The sequence below is a fragment of the Lacrimispora algidixylanolytica genome (genome assembly GCF_003609635.1).
Lineage (GTDB): Bacteria > Bacillota > Clostridia > Lachnospirales > Lachnospiraceae > Lacrimispora > Lacrimispora algidixylanolytica.
In genome coordinates this window covers 85,527-108,684 of sequence record NZ_MCIA01000034.1, presented here as the reverse complement: position 1 = coordinate 108,684, position 23,158 = coordinate 85,527, and the positions used below count along the sequence as shown (strand labels likewise).

General features: G+C 40.3%; 20 protein-coding genes. 15 read left to right on the top strand and 5 right to left on the bottom strand.

Going from position 1 to position 23,158, the window contains the following annotated elements:
- Positions 1-4: 4 nt before the first annotated feature.
- Entirely contained in the window at positions 5-1,423 is a 1,419-nt protein-coding gene (gene sufB, locus BET01_RS19280; RefSeq protein ID WP_120198509.1) for a Fe-S cluster assembly protein SufB, read from the bottom strand.
- Positions 1,424-1,427: 4 nt separating this feature from the next.
- The gene (gene sufC / locus BET01_RS19275) at positions 1,428-2,174 is read right to left on the bottom strand and encodes a Fe-S cluster assembly ATPase SufC (protein ID WP_120198508.1); all 747 of its coding nucleotides are present in this window, start codon (positions 2,172-2,174) and stop codon (positions 1,428-1,430) included.
- Positions 2,175-2,675: 501 nt separating this feature from the next.
- Between sufC and BET01_RS19270 the strand changes: the two genes are divergently transcribed.
- From BET01_RS19270 to BET01_RS19225, 10 genes are all read left to right on the top strand, one after another.
- The gene (locus BET01_RS19270; protein WP_120198507.1) at positions 2,676-3,197 is read left to right on the top strand and encodes a MarR family winged helix-turn-helix transcriptional regulator; all 522 of its coding nucleotides are present in this window, start codon (positions 2,676-2,678) and stop codon (positions 3,195-3,197) included.
- Positions 3,198-3,410: 213 nt separating this feature from the next.
- Positions 3,411-4,781 carry an MATE family efflux transporter gene (locus BET01_RS19265; RefSeq protein ID WP_120198506.1) on the top strand — a complete coding sequence of 457 codons (1,371 nt, stop codon included), beginning with the start codon at positions 3,411-3,413 and terminating at the stop codon, positions 4,779-4,781.
- A 251-nt stretch (positions 4,782-5,032) separates the two neighbouring features.
- Entirely contained in the window at positions 5,033-5,962 is a 930-nt protein-coding gene (locus BET01_RS19260) for a magnesium transporter CorA family protein (protein WP_120198505.1), read from the top strand.
- 193 nt (positions 5,963-6,155) lie between these two features.
- The gene (locus BET01_RS19255; RefSeq protein ID WP_120198504.1) at positions 6,156-7,169 is read left to right on the top strand and encodes a LacI family DNA-binding transcriptional regulator; all 1,014 of its coding nucleotides are present in this window, start codon (positions 6,156-6,158) and stop codon (positions 7,167-7,169) included.
- A gap of 94 nt (positions 7,170-7,263) precedes the next feature.
- A complete protein-coding gene (gene deoC / locus BET01_RS19250; protein WP_120198503.1) occupies positions 7,264-7,899 on the top strand; it encodes a deoxyribose-phosphate aldolase in 636 nt (211 codons plus the stop codon).
- 14 nt (positions 7,900-7,913) lie between these two features.
- Positions 7,914-8,861 (top strand): ribokinase, encoded by a 948-nt coding sequence (rbsK, locus tag BET01_RS19245; RefSeq protein ID WP_120198502.1) that lies wholly within the window; start codon positions 7,914-7,916, stop codon positions 8,859-8,861.
- The gene (gene rbsD / locus BET01_RS19240) at positions 8,855-9,253 is read left to right on the top strand and encodes a D-ribose pyranase (protein ID WP_120198501.1); all 399 of its coding nucleotides are present in this window, start codon (positions 8,855-8,857) and stop codon (positions 9,251-9,253) included. The genes rbsK and rbsD overlap by 7 nt, the downstream gene beginning before the upstream one ends.
- A 29-nt stretch (positions 9,254-9,282) precedes the next feature.
- A complete protein-coding gene (locus tag BET01_RS19235) occupies positions 9,283-10,794 on the top strand; it encodes a sugar ABC transporter ATP-binding protein (RefSeq protein ID WP_120198500.1) in 1,512 nt (503 codons plus the stop codon).
- Positions 10,778-11,740 carry an ABC transporter permease gene (locus tag BET01_RS19230; protein WP_120198499.1) on the top strand — a complete coding sequence of 321 codons (963 nt, stop codon included), beginning with the start codon at positions 10,778-10,780 and terminating at the stop codon, positions 11,738-11,740. The genes BET01_RS19235 and BET01_RS19230 overlap by 17 nt, the downstream gene beginning before the upstream one ends.
- Positions 11,741-11,783: 43 nt before the next feature.
- The gene (locus BET01_RS19225; RefSeq protein WP_408610189.1) at positions 11,784-12,809 is read left to right on the top strand and encodes a substrate-binding domain-containing protein; all 1,026 of its coding nucleotides are present in this window, start codon (positions 11,784-11,786) and stop codon (positions 12,807-12,809) included.
- Between the two features lie 77 nt (positions 12,810-12,886).
- Here BET01_RS19225 and BET01_RS19220 read toward each other — a convergent pair whose 3' ends face one another.
- From BET01_RS19220 to BET01_RS19210, 3 genes are all read right to left on the bottom strand, one after another.
- A complete protein-coding gene (locus tag BET01_RS19220; RefSeq protein ID WP_120198497.1) occupies positions 12,887-13,309 on the bottom strand; it encodes a MarR family winged helix-turn-helix transcriptional regulator in 423 nt (140 codons plus the stop codon).
- 15 nt (positions 13,310-13,324) lie between these two features.
- Positions 13,325-15,583 (bottom strand): ATP-binding cassette domain-containing protein, encoded by a 2,259-nt coding sequence (locus BET01_RS19215; protein WP_120198496.1) that lies wholly within the window; start codon positions 15,581-15,583, stop codon positions 13,325-13,327.
- A gap of 99 nt (positions 15,584-15,682) precedes the next feature.
- Positions 15,683-16,549 (bottom strand): AraC family transcriptional regulator, encoded by an 867-nt coding sequence (locus tag BET01_RS19210; protein ID WP_120198495.1) that lies wholly within the window; start codon positions 16,547-16,549, stop codon positions 15,683-15,685.
- A gap of 257 nt (positions 16,550-16,806) precedes the next feature.
- Between BET01_RS19210 and BET01_RS19205 the strand changes: the two genes are divergently transcribed.
- The 5 genes from BET01_RS19205 to BET01_RS19185 all read left to right on the top strand — a co-directional run bounded on the left by BET01_RS19205 (position 16,807) and on the right by BET01_RS19185 (position 23,107).
- On the top strand, positions 16,807-18,195 hold the full coding sequence (locus BET01_RS19205; protein WP_120198494.1) for an oxidoreductase: 1,389 nt from the start codon (positions 16,807-16,809) through the stop codon (positions 18,193-18,195).
- 13 nt (positions 18,196-18,208) lie between these two features.
- Positions 18,209-18,964 (top strand): 3-ketoacyl-ACP reductase, encoded by a 756-nt coding sequence (locus BET01_RS19200; RefSeq protein WP_120198493.1) that lies wholly within the window; start codon positions 18,209-18,211, stop codon positions 18,962-18,964.
- Positions 18,965-18,977: 13 nt separating this feature from the next.
- Positions 18,978-20,885 (top strand): FAD-dependent oxidoreductase, encoded by a 1,908-nt coding sequence (locus tag BET01_RS19195; protein ID WP_158585106.1) that lies wholly within the window; start codon positions 18,978-18,980, stop codon positions 20,883-20,885.
- A gap of 53 nt (positions 20,886-20,938) precedes the next feature.
- Positions 20,939-21,601: a YczE/YyaS/YitT family protein gene (locus BET01_RS19190; RefSeq protein WP_120198491.1), complete on the top strand. Its 663-nt coding sequence runs from the start codon at positions 20,939-20,941 to the stop codon at positions 21,599-21,601.
- A gap of 159 nt (positions 21,602-21,760) precedes the next feature.
- Positions 21,761-23,107 (top strand): MATE family efflux transporter, encoded by a 1,347-nt coding sequence (locus BET01_RS19185; RefSeq protein ID WP_120198490.1) that lies wholly within the window; start codon positions 21,761-21,763, stop codon positions 23,105-23,107.
- Positions 23,108-23,158: the final 51 nt, after the last annotated feature.

Here is a 23,158-nt window from a genome sequence, read left to right as displayed (position 1 = left end):
CCTTTCAACCAATACTTCCTACCATTTCAAGATGAATTAAGTTATTCATCTCAACGGCATATTCTAACGGTAGTTCTTTTGCGATGGGTTCTGCAAAGCCACCTACAATCATCGCTCTTGCATTTTCTTCAGAAAGTCCCCGGCTCATAAGATAGAAGATGGCTGACTCGCTGATGCGACCGATTTTAGCTTCGTGTCCGATATCCACTTCATCACATTGAATATCCATGACAGGAATGGTATCTGACCTGGAGATGCTGTCAAGCATCAGGGATTCACAGGATACGGATGATTTACTGCCTGACGCCTGCGGGGTAACAGTAATCGCGCTTCGAAAAGTGGATACTCCACCATCTCTTGAGATGGATTTGGTGGTGATATGTGAAGTGGTATTGGGTGCGGAATGAAGCACCTTGGCTCCTGTATCCAGATTTTGTCCTTCACCGGCAAAGGTAATTCCGGTAAATTCCATACGGGAATTTTTCCCTTTCAAAATGCTCATGGGGTATAAGTAGGAGATATGAGATCCAAAGGATCCAGAGACCCATTCAATGGTTCCGCCTTCTTCTACCACTGCACGCTTGGTGTTTAAGTTAAACATATTTTTAGACCAGTTTTCGATGGTGGAATAGCGGAGTCTGGCATTTTTTCCTACATAAAGTTCGACGCATCCTGCATGAAGGTTCGCTACATTGTACTTTGGAGCAGAGCATCCTTCAATGAAATGAAGATAGGCTCCTTCATCTACAATGATAAGGGTGTGTTCAAACTGTCCGGCACCTGGCGCATTCAGTCTAAAGTAAGACTGGAGAGGAATCTCCACCGAAGCACCTGGGGGAACGTAAACAAAGGAGCCTCCGGACCAAACGGCACCGTGAAGTGCGGCGAATTTGTGGTCTGAGGGAGGGACCAGTTTCATAAAGTGCTTACGTACCATTTCGGCATAAGGTCCAGTTAAAGCACTTTCCATGTCTGTATAAACAACACCCTGAGCAGCTACTTCTTCCCTTATACTATGATAAACCACTTCTGAGTCATACTGTGCACCAACGCCTGCTAGAGATTTTCTCTCTGCATCTGGAATGCCCAGTCGCTCAAAGGTGTTCTTAATATAGTCCGGTACGTCAGACCAGTTGGTACGCATATCGGTCTTTGGACGGACATAAGTAACGATGTCTTCTATGTTAAGTCCATCAAGGGAAGGTCCCCATATTGGCAGTGGAGTCTTATGATAGGTTTCTAAAGCCTTAAGGCGGAAGAGTCGCATCCATTCTGGGTCATTTTTTTCCTGAGATATCCTTGAAACGATGTCGGAAGTCAGGCCTGAGTTCACTTCAAAAGAAGAGTCTACTTTGTCCTTTATATCATAAATGCTTCGGTCAACTTCGCTTACATGAGTTTTTTCGTGATTAAAGTCTTTCATGGCCTCATCCCTCCTTCTCCAGTGCGCCGAATCCATCGTTAGTAATCATGGAGATTAGTTCCTTTCCGCCAGTTCGGACAATGCGCCCGCCCTCCAGAATATGAACCACATCTACGTCAAGACCTTCTAGGATTTTAGCGTTGTGGGTAATGATAAATAAGCCGTTTTTCTTGTTTGAGAAAGTGCGGATGCCTTTGGTCACTGTTCGTACCGCATCCACGTCTAGGCCAGAATCGGTTTCATCTAATAATGCTAGCTTGGGATGAAGCATAAGCATTTGTAAAATTTCCGCTTTTTTCTTCTCGCCTCCGGAAAATCCTACGTTTAAATAACGCTCAGAGTAAGACGGATTCATATCCAGTGCCTCCATTTGCTCCATCAGCTCCTTACGAAAAGAAAGGATCTTAGGCTGGCGGCCGTCAACTGCCCCTCTAGCAGTGCGGAGAAAGTTTTCCAGTGTAATACCAGGAATCTCTTCGGGAACCTGGAAGGATAAAAAGAGTCCAGCTCTTGCCCTGGCATCTACTTTCTCTTCTGTAATATCTTTGCCCTCGAATAAAATACTACCCCGTCTTATGGTAAACCTTGGATCTCCCATAACAGTGGAAACAAGGGTGGACTTTCCGGTTCCGTTAGGGCCCATGAGGACATGAAGCTCTCCCGGATTAACTTTTAAGTTTACTCCATCTAAAATTACTTTATCTTCAACAGATACACATAAATCTACTATTTCAAGCAATGGTTTGCTCATATTTTTCAGCCTCCTTTATGCCTTATTTCAGGCAATTACAGGGTTAGAACATGCTAACTAACCTTTCATAATAATACTATACCTTTTTGGTATGAATTACAAGCCTTAATTTTGATTTTGTGCAATCTTTTCCAAAAAAATTACCGTTTCCATATTCCTTTTTAAATTTTCCATAACAATACGGGGAAGTAACTTAAAAAAGAAGGGAAAAGTTATGAAGATTCTGGCCATTACAGCCGGCACCGCAGGCATTGCTCAAACGTACATTGCCAAGAAAAAACTGGAGCATGTAGCAGCAAAATGGGAGATTTCATTCAGGTTGAATTGCTTATATAGAATGTATTGGCTATGATTAATGGTATTTTCGTATTCAGTGTTGAAGGTGCAGGAATAATAATAAGGTACCTTAAAAAAATATGTTGACAAATTAGTAAGGTACCCGTATAATACAGATATGTAAGGTACCTTTTTAAAATTTTATGTAATAAAAGAGGAGTGTATATGCAAGAAAAGAAATTTGATCTAATTATGCAATTAACACGTGTTGAGTGGCTACTTCATAAATATCACCAACAAAACCATATGAATTTTGGACCGATGGCAGATCCTCGTAAAGGACAGGGAAGAATTTTAAGCATCCTTAAAATGAAACCTGAAATCAGCCAAAAGGAATTATCATATTTACTTGAAATGAGGCCACAATCAATGGGGGAGCTTCTCACAAAACTTGAAAAGAAGGGATATATAAGTAGGACACCATCGGAAACAGATCGTAGAGTATTAAACATCAAGCTGACAAAAGAAGGAGAAGAAGCAACAGCAGAATCATCTGAACCGGAATTTAGCTTCGACCAGGTGTTTGAATGTTTAAATGAGGAAGAACAACAAAATTTGAGTTGTTATTTGGATAGAATTATTATGACTTTAGAGACACAGGTGGAGGATGAAAATTCAGAGCCCGATTTTGATCTTCGCGCGCGAGGTAGAAATCCGTTTGAAGGATTAGGTGATCCTCGATTCTAAGGTAGAAGAAAAAGGAATAGTCAATTTGATTCGCGGCATGAGATGAATCATAATTATGGATATAATCCTGCCGGACAATGAAGAGAATCAGATTACGAGTAATCAGTTTAGTAGCATACGATGTAAAGGCGTTGCGCAAATGACATATAAGGTCAGCGCCTTTATTTTTTTGCGCCAATTTTTGCGCAAAATGATTAGAAAGGAGTTTTTATTATGGAAAATATAGATGAAAAATCACTTTATTATTTAGAGAAGGCACCTGTTTCAAAAGCGATTATGCACATGGTAATCCCAATGATGTTAAGCTTTATTGCTACCATCATTTATAATATTACAGATGCTTATTTTATTGGAAAGCTGAATAATACTGCAATGATGGCTTCCGTGACTTTGGCATTACCGTTTTCATGTGTTTTGATGGCATTTGGACATTTGTTTGGTGTTGGTTCAGGTACATTCATTTCAAGACTTTTAGGTGAAAAGAACATTGACCGTGCCAAACAAGTCAGTTCCATTAATTTATGGTCATCAATGATTATTGGTGTTGTTTTTATGGCAATTTGTCTCCCATTTTTATCCTCCATTTTGGGAATATTAGGAGCTGACGGAGAGACGTTTGTTCATACGAAGAACTATCTCTTGATGTTCGTAATTGGTTCACCTTTTGTCATTGCCAGTATATCTCTCGAAGAAGCAGTTAGGGCTGAGGGAGCATCCACAGCATCGATGATCGGTATGATATCAGGAGTTGTAATCAATATTGTATTGAATCCGATTTTTATTTTTGTACTTCACATGAATGTTATGGGATCTGCATTAGCTACAGTTCTGGGTAACGTTACATCAGTAGGCTGGTATATGTATTACCTTCAGAAAAAAAGTAGTGTTCAGAGTATATCAATAAAAGAATTTAAGCCTAGTAAGGAGATTTTTGCGAATATCCTCAAAGTTGGTATTTCAGCATTTTTATTAGATGGGTTTATGGTAATCACCAGTCTATTATATAACAATTATTCGATGATTTATGGGGATAGTGTTGTGGCTGGATTTGGTATCTCTCAGAGAATCATTCAGATTATTGATTTTATTAGCATGAGCTTTGCCATGGGAACTGTTCCCTTAATTGCTTATGCATATTCTTCGCAAAACAACAAGAGATTAATGGAAATTATTAAGAAAACTATCATGTATATGCTTGGTATTATAATAACAATGTCAGTAATTTTGCTAGCTTTGAAATCACAGGTTATTGGAATCTTTAGCATTGATCCAAAGGTAATTGGTATTGGACAACGAATTCTGATGGCACAGCTTTGTTCTACCGTCTTTGCTGCATTATCAGGTATATTTACAGGAATATTCCAGGCGTTTGGAACGGCTGTTCAAGCAACCGTAATGTCAATCCTTCGTGGTTTAATTTTTATACCAATTCTTATTATTGGAAATATGCTATTTGCTGTGAATGGCGTTATTTGGGCTATGACCCTATCAGAAGGAATAACTGCTGTGGTAGGAATCGTCCTTTGGATCGGAATCAGAGAAAAGATATTGAAGCATTTGTTGGTGATTCAAGAGCATGAATAAAACAAGAAGCGAATTTGAGAGCATTTTAAATGCTTAAATTAATTAAAAAGTTAGGATTAACATATGGACGTTGGTAACTCCTTATAAGAAATCCTATCATGCATATTAATGGAGATGAGAAAATGGAAAGTGACGCAGATAGTAGTAATAAAATCACGTATAACATAATTGAAGGAACTTTCCATTCTGCTCGTTTTATAGGAGTATAAGAAAGGATTCCTTCAGTATAGAAATTAAGGAGGTGTTCTTTAATGCTTGAAATTTTAAAAACTGTAAATAAAAAAATACTACTTACGAATCAGTTTGAGGAAGGCTCTTGGGTAAATCTAGTGAATCCAAGTGGTGCGGAACTGGATAGAGTAAGTAGTAGCTTAAACGTTGAAATGGATTTTTTAAAAGCAGCATTGGATGAAGAAGAAAGAGCAAGAATTGAAACTTTGAATGATCAAACATTGATAACAATAGATATACCAATTGTTGAAAGTGTAGCTGGAAAAGTATTATATATTACCATTCCTCTTGCAATTATTTTAAAGAATCATTTGATAATTACGGTATGTCTCAAAGATAACATCCTACTTAATGATTTTAAAAATAACAGGATTACAACATTTTGTACGCAATTTAAAACAAGATTTGTTTTGCAAATTCTACTTAAAAACGCAAATTGTTATTTATACTATTTACGTAACATCGACAAAACAAGTAGTGATTTGGAGCAACATTTATATCAATCAATGAAAAACAATGAGCTAATAAAGATGCTACAATTAGAAAAGAGTTTAGTTTATTTCTCAACATCATTGAAATCAAATGAAATGGTCTTAGAGAAGTTGATGAAGTATGAATATGTGAAATATTATCCAGAAGATGAAGAACTTTTAGAAGATGTAATGATCGAGAACAAGCAGGCGATAGAGATGGCACATATATATAGTAATGTACTATCTGGGACTATGGGTACTGTTGCTTCGTTGATTTCAAATAATTTAAATATAGTTATGAAAGTATTAACATCAATAACAATAGTAATGGCAATACCTACTATGATATCGAGTTTCTTTGGTATGAATGTTGTTATGCCACTAACACTACAATATTCGTTTTGGATTATAGTTGGGTTCTCAGTAATTATTAGTAGCATAGTTGGGTTTGTTTTATACAAGAAAAAATTATTCTAGTAGCCGTTAAGGTGGGTTATTAATGTTAAAAGGATTTAAGCATTTACGAATAAAATATTTGTGCTTGCGTTAATTGTATGTCAGGTATGGCTTGATTTGAAACCATCTGCAATATTGCACAAAAATACTTTACATCAGAAATAATATATGGTAATGTTATATGTGTAACCGGTTACACAAAGGAGAGTCATACATGAACATACGGGATATAGCAAAGAAGGCAGGAGTTTCCTCTGCAACAGTTTCCAGAGTAATTAACGAGTCTGGATATGTAAAGGAGGAAACAAAGCAGAAAGTATTGGCCGCCATTGAAGAAACCAACTTTGTCCCTAACGCAATCGCTAGAAGTTTAAGCATCAATGATTCTTCCAGCATAGGAGTGATTGTCCCGGATATTGCCAATGAGTTTTTTTCAAGCATTATCAGCGGAATGGGAGAGATGGCTTCCGGTTCTCAGTATAACATTGTTTTGTATGATACTGGTGAGATGCTAGAAAGAGAGCATCAATGCCTGCAGTTTGCAGAACGGCAGAGGCTTTCCGGACTTCTTATTACTCCGGTATCTGAGCTTGATATGGAGACCAGAGATAAGCTGGTTCAATTTGAAGATAAGGGGATTCCTGTAGTCTTAGTTGACCGAAATATTAAAAATTCCAACTTTGATGGTGTATTTGTTGAAAATGTCGAAGCGGCATACAAGGGAGTGGAGGCACTCATTGGCGCTGGACATAAAAAAATTGCTATTATCAAAGGCCCAAGCTCTTCCATGCCTGGAAAGGATCGCTTTAAAGGTTATAAAGCTGCCTTACAAGATCACGGCATAAAGCTTAATAAGGAATATGTGGTCTCCGGAGATTTTAAGATTATGAAAGCCTACGAACAGACCAGGGTTTTGTTAGAGCTGCCTGATCCGCCAACTGCAATCTTTGCTTCCAATAACCAGACAAGTCTTGGAGTCCTTAAATATCTAACAGAACATAAACTGAAACTTGGAAGGGATATTTCCATCGTTGGGTTTGATCAGATAGAATCCCTTAAAATCATTGATTACAAACTTTCCACCATAGAGCGAGATGCAAAAAGGCAGGGGTATGAGGCTATGAGCATGCTCATTGACAAGTTATCTCGCAAAGAAAGCAAAAGTACCGGAGAAAAGATGTACGTTCCATATCAAGTGGTACTGCGCGGATCTGAAACCATAAAATAAGCTGCATGAAGCAGTTTATTTTTCCTCCAATATGTAACCGGTTACATATTGGAGGATACTATAAACCAATGACTGAAACGTTAGGAGAAAGATGATGAATTTAGCAAGTATGATAGACCACACCATGTTAAAGGCGGATACTACCACAGATACCATTAAAAAATATTGCAAAGAAGCCAGAGAATACGGCTTTGCATCGGTTTGCGTCAACACCTGTCAGGTTCCCCTTGCAGCGGAGGAATTAAAGGGCAGTGAAGTGGGAGTCTGTTGTGTGGTAGGATTTCCTCTTGGTGCTATGATTGCCAAGGCAAAAGCTTATGAGGCCATGGAAGCGGTAAACGCTGGTGCCACTGAAGTGGATATGGTGATCGACATCGGGGCATTGAAAGATCAGAATTATGATTTGGTAAGAGACGATATCAAAGGGGTAGTAGAGGCTTCTCAGGGAAGAGTTGTAAAAGTCATTTTGGAAACCTGTCTCTTAACAAAAGAAGAGATTGTAAAGGTCTGTGAACTTTCCGTTGAGGCTGGTGCAGATTTTGTGAAAACCTCTACAGGCTTTAGCACAAATGGTGCAGTGGTTGAAGATGTGGCTTTGATGAAGCAAACCGTAGGTACAAGAGCAAAGGTAAAGGCCAGTGGAGGAATCCGCACAAGAGAAGAAGCGCTGGCAATGATAGAAGCAGGCGCAGATAGAATTGGAGCGGGGAATGGTATCTTGCTGCTCTAAAAAGGAGAAAAGGTATGGGGAATAAGGTTACAGTTTTTGGTAGTTTCGTAGTAGATCTCATGGGAAGGTGTCCTCATCTTCCAGCACCTGGAGAGACTGTAAAGGGAAGTGTCTTTCAGATGGGGCCTGGGGGAAAGGGGTTTAACCAGGGAGTAGCAGCTCATAAAGCAGGGGCAGACGTTACCATGGTAACAAAGCTAGGCAGTGACGCTTTTGCAGAGTTAGCCTTAAGCACCATGAAAAATCTGGGAATGAATGAAGAGCGGATTTTTCATACCGATGAAACAGAAACCGGCAGCGCACTAATCCTGGTAGATGAAAATACGGGGCAGAATCAAATCGTAGTAGTACTGGGAGCCTGCGGTAAGATTACAGATCAGGAGGTGGAATCCCTGGCTGATCTGTTGGAAGAATCGAAATACTTGTTAACCCAGCTTGAGACAAATGTTTCAGCCGTAGAGAAAATCGTAGATATGGCTTACGAAAGAGGGGTAAGCATCATTTTAAATACGGCACCTGTTCAGCCAGTAAGTGATTTCGTTTTAAGTCGGGTGGACTTGATTACACCCAATGAGGTAGAGGCTGAAATCTTAACGGGCACGAAAGTCCATGGTGTGGAAAGCGCCAGCACAGCATCAGACTATTTCTTTAAAAAAGGTGTCAAGAATGTACTGATCACCATGGGAGGCAGTGGTGTATTCCTTGCTACCCCTCATAAGAGAGGTTTTCTTCCGGCCTACAAGGTAACGGCACTGGATACCACTGGAGCTGGAGATGCTTTTAATGGAGGGCTGACGGCAGCACTGTCAGAAGGAAAGGACTTATGGGAAGCCTCACAATTTGCCAATGCACTTGCCGCTATTTCAGTACAGAGGCTGGGAACTACATTGTCTATGCCTGAAAGGGAAGAGGTGGATGCCTTTATGAAGGAGCGGGGAAAGGGAGAGTGGATCTTATGCTAAAAACAGGAATACTCCACCCACAACTTGCAAGGGTGATGGCAGAGCTTCGTCATATGGATATGCTTGTAATTGCAGACGCAGGGCTGCCCATACCAAAAGGAGTCGAGCGGGTGGATTTGGGCTGGAAGCCGGGATGTCCAAAGTATCTGGAGGTACTAGAAGAAATTGAAAAATATATGATCACGGAAAAAGCTATCTTTGCAAAAGAAGCTTTAATCGTAAGCCCTGAGCTTCATGAAAAATCCCTAGCTCTTTTACCTAAGGGCATCCCCGTGGAATATATTCCTCATAAGGAATTAAAAAAGATGACGGAGGAAGCCAAAGCCATTGTTTTGACAGGAGAATTTACCGGGTATACCAATGTAATCTTAATTTCTGGCTGCGCATATTAAGAAAAAGCAAAGGGGATTGGTGACGTTAAATGGGAGAAGGGTACGTTTTAAAACTGGAAAACATTGTTAAAACCTTTCCTGGTGTCAGAGCATTAGATGGAGTGCATCTAGAAATCAGGGAAGGGGAGGTTCACGCCCTATGTGGAGAAAATGGGGCGGGAAAATCCACTTTAATGAAAATTATTGCAGGGGCGCAGCCATATACTTCCGGTGCCATGTATCTAAATGGGAAAGAAGTTGTGTTTCATTCTGCAAAGGATGCAAAAAGACATGGAATTGCTATGATATATCAGGAATTCAATATGATCCCGGAACTGACAGTGGCTGAGAACATGTATCTTGGGAGGCTGCCAGTCAACCGGGCAGGGAAGGTGGACTGGAAACGCCTAAACCAGGAGGCACAGGAGCATTTAGAGCGGTTGGGTTTGTCATTTTCAGCGAGAGCAAAGGTGAAGTCTCTTTCCGTGGCAGAGGCTCAGATGACAGAAATTGCAAAATGCCTGACCATTGGAGCAAAAATCATTATAATGGATGAGCCTACCGCGGCCCTGGCTGAAGAAGAAATCCGGATTTTATTTCAAACAATTGGGGAACTGAAGAAAAAAGGAATTTCTGTTATATACATATCTCACCGCATGGATGAGATCTTTCAGATCTCAGATCGACTCACCGTATTCCGGGATGGAAAATTTGTGGCAACAAAAGAAATTGGGCAGACGGACTATGAGGACGTGGTATCCATGATGGTGGGGCGAAAGGTATCAAATTTATATCCGACACGAGATTATGTTCCAAAGGAAGTGGTCTTTGAAGCCAGGAATATAAATGGTCCTGGTGTCCATGGAGTCAGCTTAAAGCTTCATAAAGGAGAAATCTTAGGAATCACTGGTTTATTGGGGGCCGGTGCTATTGAACTTTCCAAATTAATATATGGGGCAATTCCTATGGAGAGTGGCGAGATCTACATAAACGGAGATAAAAAGGATTGCACTTCCCCTAAAAAGGCATTAAAGGAAGGGATTGGATTTGTTTCTGATGATAGAAAACAAGAGGGACTTGTCTTAATTAGGAGCATCAGAGAGAACATTTCCATGTCTTCCTTAAAAAAGCTGACAAGGGGATTTTCTCTCAATAAAAAGCTTGAAGTGAAATGCGTACAGGAGCAGGTGAAGGCACTTAATATTAAAATCAGCTCTGACCAGCAGCTAACCGGAAAGTTAAGTGGTGGAAATCAACAGAAGGTAGTTTTTGCAAAGGTACTGGAGGCTGATTCTGATATCCTGATTTTGGCAGAACCAACACGAGGGGTAGATGTAGGTGCGAAGGCAGAGATTTACAGCATAATAAACAAGCTGACGGAATGCGGAAAAAGTATCCTTATGATTTCCACAGACCTTCCGGAATTAATCGGAATCAGCGACCGGATTCTAGTCATGCGAGAGGGACAACTGGTTTTGAATGTCTCCAAGCAGGAGATAAATCAGGAAAAAATATTAGCGCATGCGTCTGGGGGGGTAAATAAACATGAATCAGGAAATTAAAAAAAGGTTAGTCAATCAGGTTAATATCTATCGGTCACTATTGATATTGGTTGTAATCTGTATTTTCGCTTCACTTTTATCGGAAAGCTTTCTAAGTGTGTCTAATTTATTTAATGTGTTCAAGCAGGTTACGGTTGCTGGAATTATTGCATGTGGCATGACATTTGTAATCCTGACGGGAGGCATTGATTTGTCCGTTGGTTCGATACTAGGACTTTCTGGCGTGGTGGCTTCCGGTGTACTTGCGTCTACTGGTAATACTGCTTTGGCTGTAGTTACGGCGATGGCCATTGGAATCGCTTGCGGGGCAGTCAATGGATTTTTCATCTCTCAGTGCGGAATTCCTCCGTTTATTGCGACCTTGGGCATGATGACCTTGCTTCGAGGCTGTGTTTTAATCTATACAAAAGGATCACCCATTCCGGTTAAGGTGGATTCTTATAAATTTATAGGAAAGGGATCGGTTCTTGGGGTTCCGGTGCCTGTTATCATTCTTATACTTTTATTTTTGTTGGCTCACTATGTCTTGACGCAGACAAGCTTTGGCCGCAGCATATACGCCTTTGGGGGGAATAGGGAGGTGGCTAGACTATCTGGTATTTCTGTGAAAAGAACAGAATGGATGGCTTATGTAATGAATGGATTTTTAAGCGGTATCGCAGCAGTGGTATTAACAGCCAGGCTTTCATCTGCCCAGTCCACCAGTGGACAGGGAATTGAAATGGATGCCATTGCAGCAGTTATTCTTGGGGGAACCAGTTTAAGTGGAGGAACCGGGTTTGTTCTTCCAACGGTAATTGGCGCCATGATTATGGGTATCATTGACAATATTCTTACTCTCATGAATGTAAATCCACATGCGACCAATATCGTAAAAGGTGCAGTCGTACTTATTGCAGTTTTGGTGGATAAGAAGGTGAAGGATTTATCTGCGAAAGCAGGGTAAATAAAACTATTATAATGTATGGAGAAGGGAAGGAAGCGCTATGATGAAAAGAAATTATGTGGCAGCAGCAATACTCTTAGGAATGGCCCTTGTTTCACTAGGGGGATGCAGTACAGAAAAAACGGCTGTTACCAAAACGGAAACAGCGGTAACGGATACGACTGCTGGAAAGGCAGATGAATTAAAAGCAAAAACAGGATCAAAGTCAGGGGATAAAAAGTATGTGGTGGGACTTGCTATGAATACCCAGACAAATCCGTTTTTCGTAGACGTGAAGAGTGGTGTACAAAAGGCCGCCGATGAGCTTGGGGTAGAGCTTTATATTACGGATGCTCAAGATGATCCTACGATACAGATGAAGGATGTGGAAAATCTGATTACCAAAAAGCCAGACTGCATCATCATTGACACCTGTGATTCCGATGCCATTGTATCTTCCATTGAAGCTTGCAATGAGGCTGGTATCCCAGTGCTTACCATGGACCGGGAGGCCAGTGGTGGAGAGGTGGTTTCCCATATTGGTTACGATGCCGTAAAGTCAGGCAAGCTTGCAGGCCAGTATCTTGTTGATACGTTGAAAGGGAAAGGAACTATTGTTGAGATTCAGGGTATTATGGGAACCAATGTGGCTCAGAACCGTTCAAAAGGTTTTAATGAGATTATTAGCCAGAACCCTGATATGAAAATCGTTGCCTGCCAGGTGGCAGATTTTGACCGAGCCAAGGGAATGAGTGTAATGGAAAATATATTGCAGGCCAATGACCATATCGACGGATTGTATGCGGCTAACGATGAAATGCTTCTTGGGGCATTAGAAGCTGTGGAGGCAGCAGGAAGACTTGATGAGATTACAATGATTGGCTGTGATGCCATTGACGACACGATCAAAGCCATTAAAGCTGATAAGGTAGAAGCTACGATTGCGGAACCGCCTTTCTTTCTTGGAAAAGCAATTATGAATGCTGCTTACGACTATCTAGAAGGAAAACCGGTAGAAAAATATGTGATCTTGGATAATGAGTTGGTTACTGCTGAGAACGTGGATAAATTAGTGACAAAAGAGGATTAAAACAGATAACAGGCGTAAGAATGGCACAGCGTAAAGCTACGCCATTCTTACGCCTGTTTACGTATTGACTAGAATGTTTATTGCTTTTTGGCGTACAAATTGGTAATCCTTTTGCACATCTCAGAAAAGGAGTGAACCTCTTCCGGTGTCAAAGCTTCTTCTATTAAATTCATAATTTCTTTTCCGAAGTCTTCAACACGGCTCAAAAAGGCACTTCCCTGGCTGGTAAGCATAATATTGTAGGAACGTCGGTCATTGGACTGCCTTTCCTGGACAATATAATCTTTTTCTAACAGGCGCTTTGTTAATTTTGATATGCCGGATTGTGAAATACCCCTTATCTCAGCAAGCTCTTTAGCGGTTTTAGGGCCTTGTTTATTTAAAAGATCAAGTATATTGTATTGTGCAGTTGAAACGCCTTCCACATTAAAACGATTTGAATCTGATACAATCATACATTGAAAGGGAATATAACCTTCCTCTAATTCTTTTATTGACATGAAACTTACCTCCTATCATTTTTTGATATAATCTTTCAGGTATTTCCCTGTCAAGGAATCGTTACAATGAATTAAATCCTCCGGCAAACCTGAAAACATAATCTTACCACCATGTTGTCCTGCATATGGTCCCATATCAATAATCCAGTCGGCCTGACAGATAATATCTAAATTGTGTTCAATGACAATAAGGGTAGCATTTTGTTCTACAAGACGGTTCATTGTTTCGGTCAACTGTTTTATATCAGCCATATGCAGACCCGTTGATGGTTCGTCCAGAACATAAATTTGCCCGCCGTTCTCAAGCTCAGAAGCAAGCTTTATACGCTGCAGTTCACCACCGGAAAGAGTGCTGAGTGGCTGCCCTAAAGTAATATAGGGAATACCAACATCCAAAAGCCGTTTTAGTACCGTAACAATTTCCTTTTCCTGAAAAAAATCCAAGGCTTCTAATACCGTCATACCAAGTACATCGCCTATGCTTTTGCCTCTTAGCTGATAAGTTAGTACTTTATTCGTGTAGCGGTTTCCATGGCATACTTCACATTCCGAAGCTATTGTATCCATAAATGCCAGATCAGTATAGACAACCCCAAGACCTTTACAGCCAGGACAGGCGCCTTGTGAATTGAAGCTGAACAGAGCTGCGCTGACACCGTTCTTTTTTGCAAATAGTTTACGGATGGTATCAAAAATGCCAGTGTAGGTTGCTAAGTTGGAACGTTTTGACCCTTGAATTCCTTTCTGGTCTATAAAAATGGTCTCAGGATAAAACTGGGGGAGTATTTCATTGATAAGTGTACTTTTTCCTGATCCGGCAACACCAGTTACCACAGTCAATACCCCTCTGGGGATATCAACGGAAACATTTTTTAGATTGTGCAGCGCTGCGTTATAAATGGAGAGCCAGCCTTTTGGAATTCGTTTGTGAAGTTTTAACTGAGATTGGTGTGATAAATACTTTCCTGTCAGTGTGGCCGAAGTTTTTAGGCCCCTTAAATCTCCCTGGTATACGATTTCACCTCCAAGTGCTCCGGCTCCTGGCCCCATGTCGATAATATGGTCTGCAATTTTAATCATATCAGGATCATGCTCTACAATAAGAACTGTATTGCCCTTGTTGCGAAGCAGTTTCATAAGGTCATTGATTTTACTGATATCGTGGGGGTGAAGTCCTATACTCGGTTCATCAAAAATATAAGTAAGATCTGTCAGACTGCTGCCCAATTGACAGACCATTTTAATTCTTTGAGATTCTCCGCCTGAAAGGGTAGAGGTTTCTCTGCTTAAACTCAAATAGTCTAGTCCAATAGATACCATGTGCTTAAGTCGGTTCTCCAATTCAGATACAATTGGTAGGGCAACAAGAGCATGGACGGATTGGATAAAATGCAAAAGTTCGTTTATCTGCATATCTGCGCATTCAGCAATGTTTTTACCATTTACTTTGCAGGACAAAACGTTTTCATTTAGACGTGTTCCATGGCAATGGGGACAATCCTGTTTTATAACATACCATTCAATTTCTTTGTTGTATTTGACTTTTTCACCATCTTCTTTTTTAAGAAAGCTTCGTTCAATACGAGGAATCAACCCCTCATATAATGAGGTTTTATGCCATTGTGGAGCGGGACTTTTCACCTTAATGCCATCAGCATAAAGCAGTAGTTCCATTTCTTTATCAGAATAGTCTGATATTTTTTTGTCATTATCAAAAAAACCTGAATGAATATAGCGAGTCAGCCTCCAGCCACCAGGTTCAAATGTGGGAAAGCGGACAGCCCCTTCGTTTAATGATTTATTCCAGTCTAACAGCCGTTTAATATCAACAGCTTCAATGTTGCCTAGCCCTTGACAGCCATTGCACATGCCAGCAGGATTATTAAATGAAAAAGCATCAGAATAACCAACAAAGGGTTCTCCAATTCGTGAAAATAAAAGTCGTAATAATGAATAAATATCAGTGACAGTTCCTACCGTTGACCTGGAATTGCCGCCTAAACGTTTTTGATTAATAACAAAGGCCACGGATAAATTTTCAATAATATCTACATCAGGATTTCCGTAGTGAGGCATCCGATGACGAATAAAACTGGAGTAAGTTTCGTTTAATTGTCTTTGTGATTCCGCCGCTATTGTATCAAATACTAGAGATGACTTACCAGAACCAGATACGCCTGTAAAAACAGTGATTTTCTTTTTGGGTATCATGACATTTATTTTTTTGAGATTCCGCTCTCTAGCGCCAGATACCCGTATATAATCATCTGACATCTTTTTGCCTTTCTGATTTGTGTGATATGGTTAATATGTGAGTGGGTTAACTATATTTTATCACTATTCGTGTTTGGCTGCAATGTCTGAATGAATTTTCTACAAAGAATAATTTTTATAATACATCTTGTGGTACTGGTATGGCGTCAATTCTTCTTTTTCTTTAAATAAACGGATAAAATAATTGATATTATCATATCCGATTTTAGTACAGATCTCATTAACCGTAAGATTTGTATTCTGCAAAAGTATTTTCGCTTTATTAATACGAATAAGCTGAATATATTTCTTAAATCCGTATCCAACAATCTCCTTAAACTGATGAGAAAGATAATATTTATTGATATAAAAATGCTGTGCAACAGATTCCAGGCTTAATGGCTGGCTGTAGTTATGGTCAATGTAATCCTTGATGGAAAATATAACATTTAAATCCTCCGGATTTTTCTCGATTATAAACAGTTCTGGATTGTCGCGGTATAGTAAAATTAATATATTAAAAAGAGTGGTAGCACATCGTTCTTTCCACTTTATTTTATGATTGGCTGTTTCCGATACCAGGATTTTAAAATAACCCTCAATTTCATCGGCAGTTTCTTGAGTAAGATCAATTACGCCGCGATAATGATTGCTGCGAATAAAGGCAGAAGCCATTACTGGATCATGAATATAGTCAGAACATAAGTCCATAGATGATACAAATACGTATCGATGGTAAGGTCTGCACATGGAATGGGTAGAGTGATTTTCCAGTGCGCTGATTAGTAAAATTTGATTCTTTCTAATGGTGTATGATTCACCTGCTATGTCAAACGTACATTGTCCTTCTTTTACAAATATGACTTCATTTTGGGTGTGGTGGTGTCTTGTAAGTGCTGCATTACGATGGCTTTCATCATAATAGGCATGAGCGAAATCCTTAGAATGAATGGTTCCGATTTGTGTTGTGGAATTATTCTCTCCCATACCAGCATCCTCCTTTTATACAATGATTGCTACAGATAACATTAGTAGATAATACCATCAGCAAAATATATCGTCAAAGATGATATAGGCTGTTTGTAAATTATAACCATTTTTTAAAGGAAGTCAACTAAAAAAATGTATTAATGCAACAAGTAAACAAGAAAAGTGTATTATGGAACAATTTATTGTCTAGCTAATGTGAATGAAATTTTTTATAATTAAGCCACATAAATAGTTAAACTTTGGAGGTTGCAAGCATGGCAAAGCACAAAATGTTTCGGTACAAGTCATTGGAAGAATTCAAACAGGATATTGAAAGTCAAAATGTAAACATCGAATTAACACAGGACCTATCCCCCCTTAAGAACAATGTTACAGTAGGTCATCTAAAAACAGCAAATGCAATGGCAATCTTGCCAATGGAAGGTTGTGACAGCAATCCAGATGGTTCTATGTCTGAGCTTACCAAACGTCGTTATATGAGATTTTCAACAGGTGGATCTAGTTTAATTTGGTGGGAAGCCAATGCAGTCGTAGAAGAAGGAAAAGCAAACCCACAATCCTTAATGCTTACAAATGAAAATTTGGACTCTTTTAAGGAATTTTTAAAAGAAAGCAGAGAAGCTGCAAAAGAAGCAAATGATATATCCCTGATTCATATTCTTCAGTTAACTCATTCCGGTCGTTATAGTCGTCCAGGTGATGCAAGAGCCCCAATGGTGGCTTTCCGTGATCCTCTCTTAGATGAACGAAGCGGGGTATTTAGCGATGATCAGGTCGTTACAGATGAATATCTGGATGCTCTGACAGAAAAGTATGTTACATCTGCCTTGCTTGCCAAGGAAGCTGGATATGACGGTGTTGACATTAAGGCATGCCACAAATACCTGTTAAGTGAACTACTTGGAGGATTTACCCGAGAAGGGAAATACGGCGGTGAAAGTTTGGAAAACCGCAGCCGTTTTCTGGTTCAGACGGTGGAAGCAGTACGCAAAGCCGTTGGAAGTGACTTTATTATTGGATGTCGGCTAAATGTGTTTGATGTTCATCCATACCCATACGGATTTGGATGTGACAAAGAAGATATTTATAAGTTTGACAGTACAGAGCCAGTGGCGCTGATTAAGATGCTGGTAAAAGCCGGTGTCAATGTGTTTGCGCTTTCATCCAGCAATCCTTACTTTGTTTATCCTCAGTTTGGACGGCCATTTGATATCCCAAGTCTAGGTGTACCAGAACCGGAGGAATCACAGCTTTCAATCCTTGAAAAAATATTTGAATACACCAGGATAGCCCAAGAGGCAGCAGGTGATGTACCAATAATCGGAAATGGCTATAGCTGGCTTCGCAAGTATATCCCAAATGTAGCCGCAGCCAATATTAAGTCCCATTCCTGTAGTATGGTTGGTCTTGGCCGTTCTAGTTTCGCATATCCAGATGCAGCTCATGACATTTTAACAACGGGTGAGATGGATTCTAAAAAAGTTTGCGTAAGCTGCAGCAAATGTACTCAGATCATGAGAGATCATGGAAGTACCGGATGTGTTGTTCGAGATTCAAAAGTTTACGTTCCTAAGTATAGAGAAGCTAGAGAAGCTAGAGAAGCTAGAGAAGCGGCAGAAGCTTTGGCAACAGCAATAAGGTAACAGGAGGAGTCAGATGACAAGGACAGCAATCGTAACCGGAGGAACCCGTGGAATTGGACTAGCCATTGCGAAGCAGCTTTCAGAAGATGGTTTTTCCGTGGTAATTGTTGGAACGCGTGAAAAAGAAGCGTATGCAGAACAATTAAAATGGTTTGATGAAAATGAAAGAGATTACCTTTATGTGACAGGAGATATCTCCAACAAGGAAGACAGAATTCATATCGTAAAGATGAGTGTCTCCCATTATGGGAAAATTAATTTACTGGTCAACAATGCAGGAGTTGCGCCTAAAGTAAGAGCGGATTTACTGACGATGAGCGAGGAAAGCTTTGATTATGTGCTGGGTATCAATCTTCGGGGAAATATGTTTTTGACTCAGCTTGTCGCAAATCAGATGACCCAGCAGGAGGAAAAAGGGATCATAATTAATGTTTCTTCCTGTTCCGCAGAAGTAAGCTCTGTTAATCGCGGGGAATACTGTGTTTCCAAAGCAGGTGTCAGCATGCTGACTAAGCTGTATGCAGACCGTCTCTCCAGTGAAGGAATTCTTGTCTATGAAGTGAGACCAGGTGTCATTTTAACCGATATGACAAGTACAGTACAATCAAAATACGAGAAGATGATTGAGGATGGCGTATTTCCAATCCGCCGCTGGGGAGTGCCGGAGGATGTGGCATTGGCAGTAAGCGCGTTTGCAGGAGGGAAATTCCCATACACCACAGGAAACTACATTGATGTGGATGGAGGCTTTCACATCAAACGACTTTAAGCAGAGGTGCACAATGGAGAAAGCAAGTTATAAATTCTTACAATACGATACAGTCGTAGTGGGAAGCGGTGCAGCAGCTTACAATGCAGTTGACTGGTTATATGATTTGGGACGGGGGAGTATTGCCCTGTTAACAGAAGGAATCCGCATGGGGACCTCCCGGAATACGGGAAGTGACAAGCAAACCTATTATAAGCTTTCGGTAGGCTTTCATGAAAATGATTCTGTACATGAGATGGCACAGACCTTATACGATGGCGAAGGGGTAGATGGAGAGATTGCGTTAGCGGAAGCTGCCAATTCCTTACGCTGTTTCTATAAGCTGGCTAACTTGGGAGTAGATTTCCCCACAGATGAATACGGGGTATTTACCGGCTACAAGACAGATCATGATCCACGGCAGCGTGCGACCTCCGCAGGTCCCCTTACCTCCCGCTATATGACAGAAGCACTGGAGGAGTCGGTAAAGAGAAAGAAAATTCCTATATTAAATGAATTGTTGGCATTTCAAATTTATGAAGAAGACAATAAGATACGCGGAATTGTCTGCTTAAATAAAGAAAAGCTTTCGGATAACCAACTGGAACTTGTGGTCGTTGCCGCCAATCATGTGATCTGGTGTACGGGAGGACCAAGTGCCTGTTATAAAAATGTGGTGTATCCGGCAGGTCATACCGGCATGTCAGGAGCACTCCTTGATGTAGGAGCCTGGGGTGCAAATCTTCAGGAATGGCAGTATGGACTTGCCTCCATTAAGTTTCGCTGGAATGTATCAGGAACGTATCAGCAGGTGTTGCCACGTTATGTATCCATAGATAAGGATGGCGTGGAACGAGAGTTTTTGACCGATTATATGAGCCGTGAAGAGGCAATGAATCTGGTGTTTTTAAAAGGATATCAATGGCCATTTGATGCCAGCAAAAAGGATGCATCGTCAAGAATTGATTTGTGTGTCTATGAAGAGACTGCAATGAAGGGTCGCAAAGTGTATCTGGATTTTATGCATAATCCTTCTGGGTTAGAAGGCGGCTTTGATATTCTATCAGAGGAGGCGCATTCATACCTGGAAAAATCTAATGCGCTGTTTGGTACCCCAATTGAGAGGTTAAATCATATGAATCCTCTTGCCATTGAACTTTATAAAAATCACCATATTGATTTAGGAAAAGAAATGCTGGAGATCAGTGTTTGTGCCCAGCATCATAATGGTGGCATACAGGTAGATGCCAATTGGGAGACTTCTATTAAAGGGCTGTTTGCGGCAGGAGAGGCAGCAGGAACGTTTGGGGTACACCGACCAGGTGGCTCTGCGTTAAATTCCACTCAGGTAGGGTCTATGAGGGCAGCACAGTACATTTCCTTTACCAGTGAGGAATGTATTCCAGATCCATCGTTATGGAAGGTATCACCGGGTAAGCTGGTAGAAGAGATTGGCAACAGCCTCTTAAGCATGATAGGAGAGGAAAACAACGCCCTGGAAGTGAAAGAAGATCTTCAAAATGCCATGTCTCGGGTGGCGGCCCAGGTTCGTAATCTAAGAGATTTGATTGATCTTCGAGGAAAGGTGGAAACCTATCGGACTCACTTTAAAGAAATGGTCAAGGTTCCAAGTGTCCGAACCCTTCCTATCTTATTAAAAACATATGATATGATTGTGACCCAGTGCGCTGTATTAGAGGCAATGGAACAGTCGGCAGCGATTTTTGGCAGCAGGGGTAGTTGTCTGGTAAAAGGAGATTCGGATGGATATCTGCCGACTATGTCCTTAGACCAAAATTATCGTCTTATTACAAAGAAGCAAGAAAATCGCTTCGTCAGCTTTACGCAAGTAGTCTCTCCTGTTCCACAAAAAAACGACTGGTTTGAAACAATATGGGCAGATCACCGAAAACTGCGCCAGTCTAAGCACAAACAGTCATAAATCTATCACATATGAAATGAATTTCAAATCATTAAAATTGAAGGGGTATTCCTATGAATTATAATAAGTTGGCGCAGCGTATAGCGATCTATGTAATTGGTGTTCTTTTACTGGCACTGGGAGTTGTATTAAATACAAAATGTTTTCTGGGAGTTTCTACAACCAATTCGGTTCCGTTTGTTATTAGTAAGATCAGTACCATGTCACTTGGAACCGCTTGTACCGTAGTTTATCTTGCAGATGTACTATTTCAATGCATTATTTATCGTAAAATAAAAATTAAAGTAATTCTTCAATTTCCATTTTCTTTCGTGTTTGGTTGGATCGTAGATTTTTATAATAAATTTATCATTATAACAAATCCTAATATGACCATGAAAATTACTCTTTTGGTATTGGCTATTCTCTGTATCGCAGTTGGAATCAGCATGGTAGTTAATATGGACTTCGTACCAAATCCTCCAGATGGTGGAGTACAAGCTTTGTCCTCGATTACAAATCTTCCCTTTGGACGGGCAAAATGGCTTTATGATGGCATTATGCTAGCTATAACTGTTGTGATCAGTATGATGACCACAGGTAAGATCATCGGTATCGGAATTGGAACTGTGGTAGCTTTCTTTACCATAGGTAATATCATTCATTTTATAAACAAACGCTTTGGAGCATGGTTTCGCTCTATATATGACAAAGAGTCACAAGCGTTAAAGAGTTAAAACAGAGGCAGAAAAAGACAGTTACATGGCTTAATCAGTAAGCAATGTGACTGTTTTTTCGCTATTTCTAAAATAACGGTGACAAGCAGATTGGAACGTGGTAAAATACGTTAGCACTGCTAAAAATAGAGTACTTTTTATTAAAGAGGATGAAAAACAATGGAAACAGATATGACAAAAGGCAGCCCGCTCCCTATTATTCTAAAATTCACGCTGCCACTTTTTTTAGGCAACATCTTTCAACAGCTTTATAATATGGTGGATACCATTATTGTTGGTCGTTTTGTAGGCCCAGGAGCACTTGCGGCGGTTGGATCAACAGGAACCATTATGTTTTTAGTGATTGGTTTTTCTCAGGGAATGAGTACCGGATTTACGGTTCTAACCAGCCAACGATTTGGAGCTGGCGATGGAGAAGGAACCAAACATTCTGTGGCGAATGGAACTATTTTGTCCTTGTTTGTAGTTGTATTTATGACAGGTATTAGTCTGCTCTTTATGAAGCCTCTTTTAAGGCTTATGAACACTCCGGATGATATTTTTTCAGACGCGTTGACATATATATCAATCATCTGCATAGGTATTGTTGCAAACGTATTTTATAATTTGTTCTCCTCCTTTCTTCGGGCAGTGGGAAACAGCAGAGTTCCCCTTTATTTCCTTGCCTTTTCTTCCGCACTGAATCTTTTGCTTAATTTGCTCTTTGTAATTACCTTTCAATGGGGGGTAGCAGGGTCAGCCTGGGCAACCAATATATCACAGGCTATATCTGCAATTCTATGCTTGTATTATATCTTTAAGAAAGCCCCTGGGCTGGCTCCTTTAAAGCATCACTGGAGGCTTAACTGGACCGATACAAGGCATCAGCTTTCTGTGGGTATCCCAATGGCACTACAGTTTGGAATTACAGCTTCCGGTACGATGATCATGCAGTCTGCCATTAATTTATTTGGTTCTACGGCAGTTGCTTCATTTACGGCTGCAAGCAAGTTCCAAAATATTGCCATGCAGGGAATGATGGCAATGGGCCAGACGATGGCAACCTATACCGGCCAGAATTATGGTAAAGGAGATATCAAAAGAATCAAGAAGGGGGTACGCCTGGCTCTGGGTACAGAATTTATTTATGCGATTGTAGGTTCGATTGTAGTATGCTTAGCCTTGCCTCATGCTCTTTTATTGTTCTTTTCTGGAGATGTTGATGTTTCAGCAATGCTTCCTTGGGCAAAGACCTACATTTATTTATGTGCGGTGTTTTATATTCCTCTTAGTACCATTTTCATCTTTCGAAATACCATGCAGGGCTGCGGTTATGGATTCCTTCCGATGATGGGTGGTGTCGTGGAACTGATTGCCCGCCTGGTAATGGCAGTATTTGCAATTCGTTTTGTAAGCTTTCCCTTATCCTGTGCTGGTGATCCTGCAGCCTGGGTCAGTGCGGCTTTATTTACGGGGATTGCATATATAATTGTAATGAAAAAAGTAGAAAAAAAGATGTCTTCTTAAAAGTTTAAAACCATTTGTTAAGGCCTGGAAACCTATATTTAAATTCTATAT

Excerpts from the sequence above, each read along its gene's own strand:
- rbsD (WP_120198501.1), top strand. The coding sequence starts at position 8,855 with ATGCTAAAAACAGGAATACTCCACCCACAACTTGCAAGGGTGATGGCA.
- BET01_RS19265 (WP_120198506.1), top strand. The coding sequence starts at position 3,411 with ATGGAAAATATAGATGAAAAATCACTTTATTATTTAGAGAAGGCACCT.
- BET01_RS19270 (WP_120198507.1), top strand. The coding sequence starts at position 2,676 with ATGCAAGAAAAGAAATTTGATCTAATTATGCAATTAACACGTGTTGAG.
- BET01_RS19225 (WP_408610189.1), top strand. The coding sequence starts at position 11,784 with ATGAAAAGAAATTATGTGGCAGCAGCAATACTCTTAGGAATGGCCCTT.
- BET01_RS19260 (WP_120198505.1), top strand. The coding sequence starts at position 5,033 with ATGCTTGAAATTTTAAAAACTGTAAATAAAAAAATACTACTTACGAAT.
- rbsK (WP_120198502.1), top strand. The coding sequence starts at position 7,914 with ATGGGGAATAAGGTTACAGTTTTTGGTAGTTTCGTAGTAGATCTCATG.
- BET01_RS19235 (WP_120198500.1), top strand. The coding sequence starts at position 9,283 with ATGGGAGAAGGGTACGTTTTAAAACTGGAAAACATTGTTAAAACCTTT.
- deoC (WP_120198503.1), top strand. The coding sequence starts at position 7,264 with ATGAATTTAGCAAGTATGATAGACCACACCATGTTAAAGGCGGATACT.
- BET01_RS19255 (WP_120198504.1), top strand. The coding sequence starts at position 6,156 with ATGAACATACGGGATATAGCAAAGAAGGCAGGAGTTTCCTCTGCAACA.
- BET01_RS19210 (WP_120198495.1), bottom strand. The coding sequence starts at position 16,549 with ATGGGAGAGAATAATTCCACAACACAAATCGGAACCATTCATTCTAAG.
- BET01_RS19215 (WP_120198496.1), bottom strand. The coding sequence starts at position 15,583 with ATGTCAGATGATTATATACGGGTATCTGGCGCTAGAGAGCGGAATCTC.
- sufB (WP_120198509.1), bottom strand. The coding sequence starts at position 1,423 with ATGAAAGACTTTAATCACGAAAAAACTCATGTAAGCGAAGTTGACCGA.
- BET01_RS19205 (WP_120198494.1), top strand. The coding sequence starts at position 16,807 with ATGGCAAAGCACAAAATGTTTCGGTACAAGTCATTGGAAGAATTCAAA.
- sufC (WP_120198508.1), bottom strand. The coding sequence starts at position 2,174 with ATGAGCAAACCATTGCTTGAAATAGTAGATTTATGTGTATCTGTTGAA.
- BET01_RS19200 (WP_120198493.1), top strand. The coding sequence starts at position 18,209 with ATGACAAGGACAGCAATCGTAACCGGAGGAACCCGTGGAATTGGACTA.
- BET01_RS19185 (WP_120198490.1), top strand. The coding sequence starts at position 21,761 with ATGGAAACAGATATGACAAAAGGCAGCCCGCTCCCTATTATTCTAAAA.
- BET01_RS19190 (WP_120198491.1), top strand. The coding sequence starts at position 20,939 with ATGAATTATAATAAGTTGGCGCAGCGTATAGCGATCTATGTAATTGGT.
- BET01_RS19220 (WP_120198497.1), bottom strand. The coding sequence starts at position 13,309 with ATGTCAATAAAAGAATTAGAGGAAGGTTATATTCCCTTTCAATGTATG.
- BET01_RS19230 (WP_120198499.1), top strand. The coding sequence starts at position 10,778 with ATGAATCAGGAAATTAAAAAAAGGTTAGTCAATCAGGTTAATATCTAT.
- BET01_RS19195 (WP_158585106.1), top strand. The coding sequence starts at position 18,978 with ATGGAGAAAGCAAGTTATAAATTCTTACAATACGATACAGTCGTAGTG.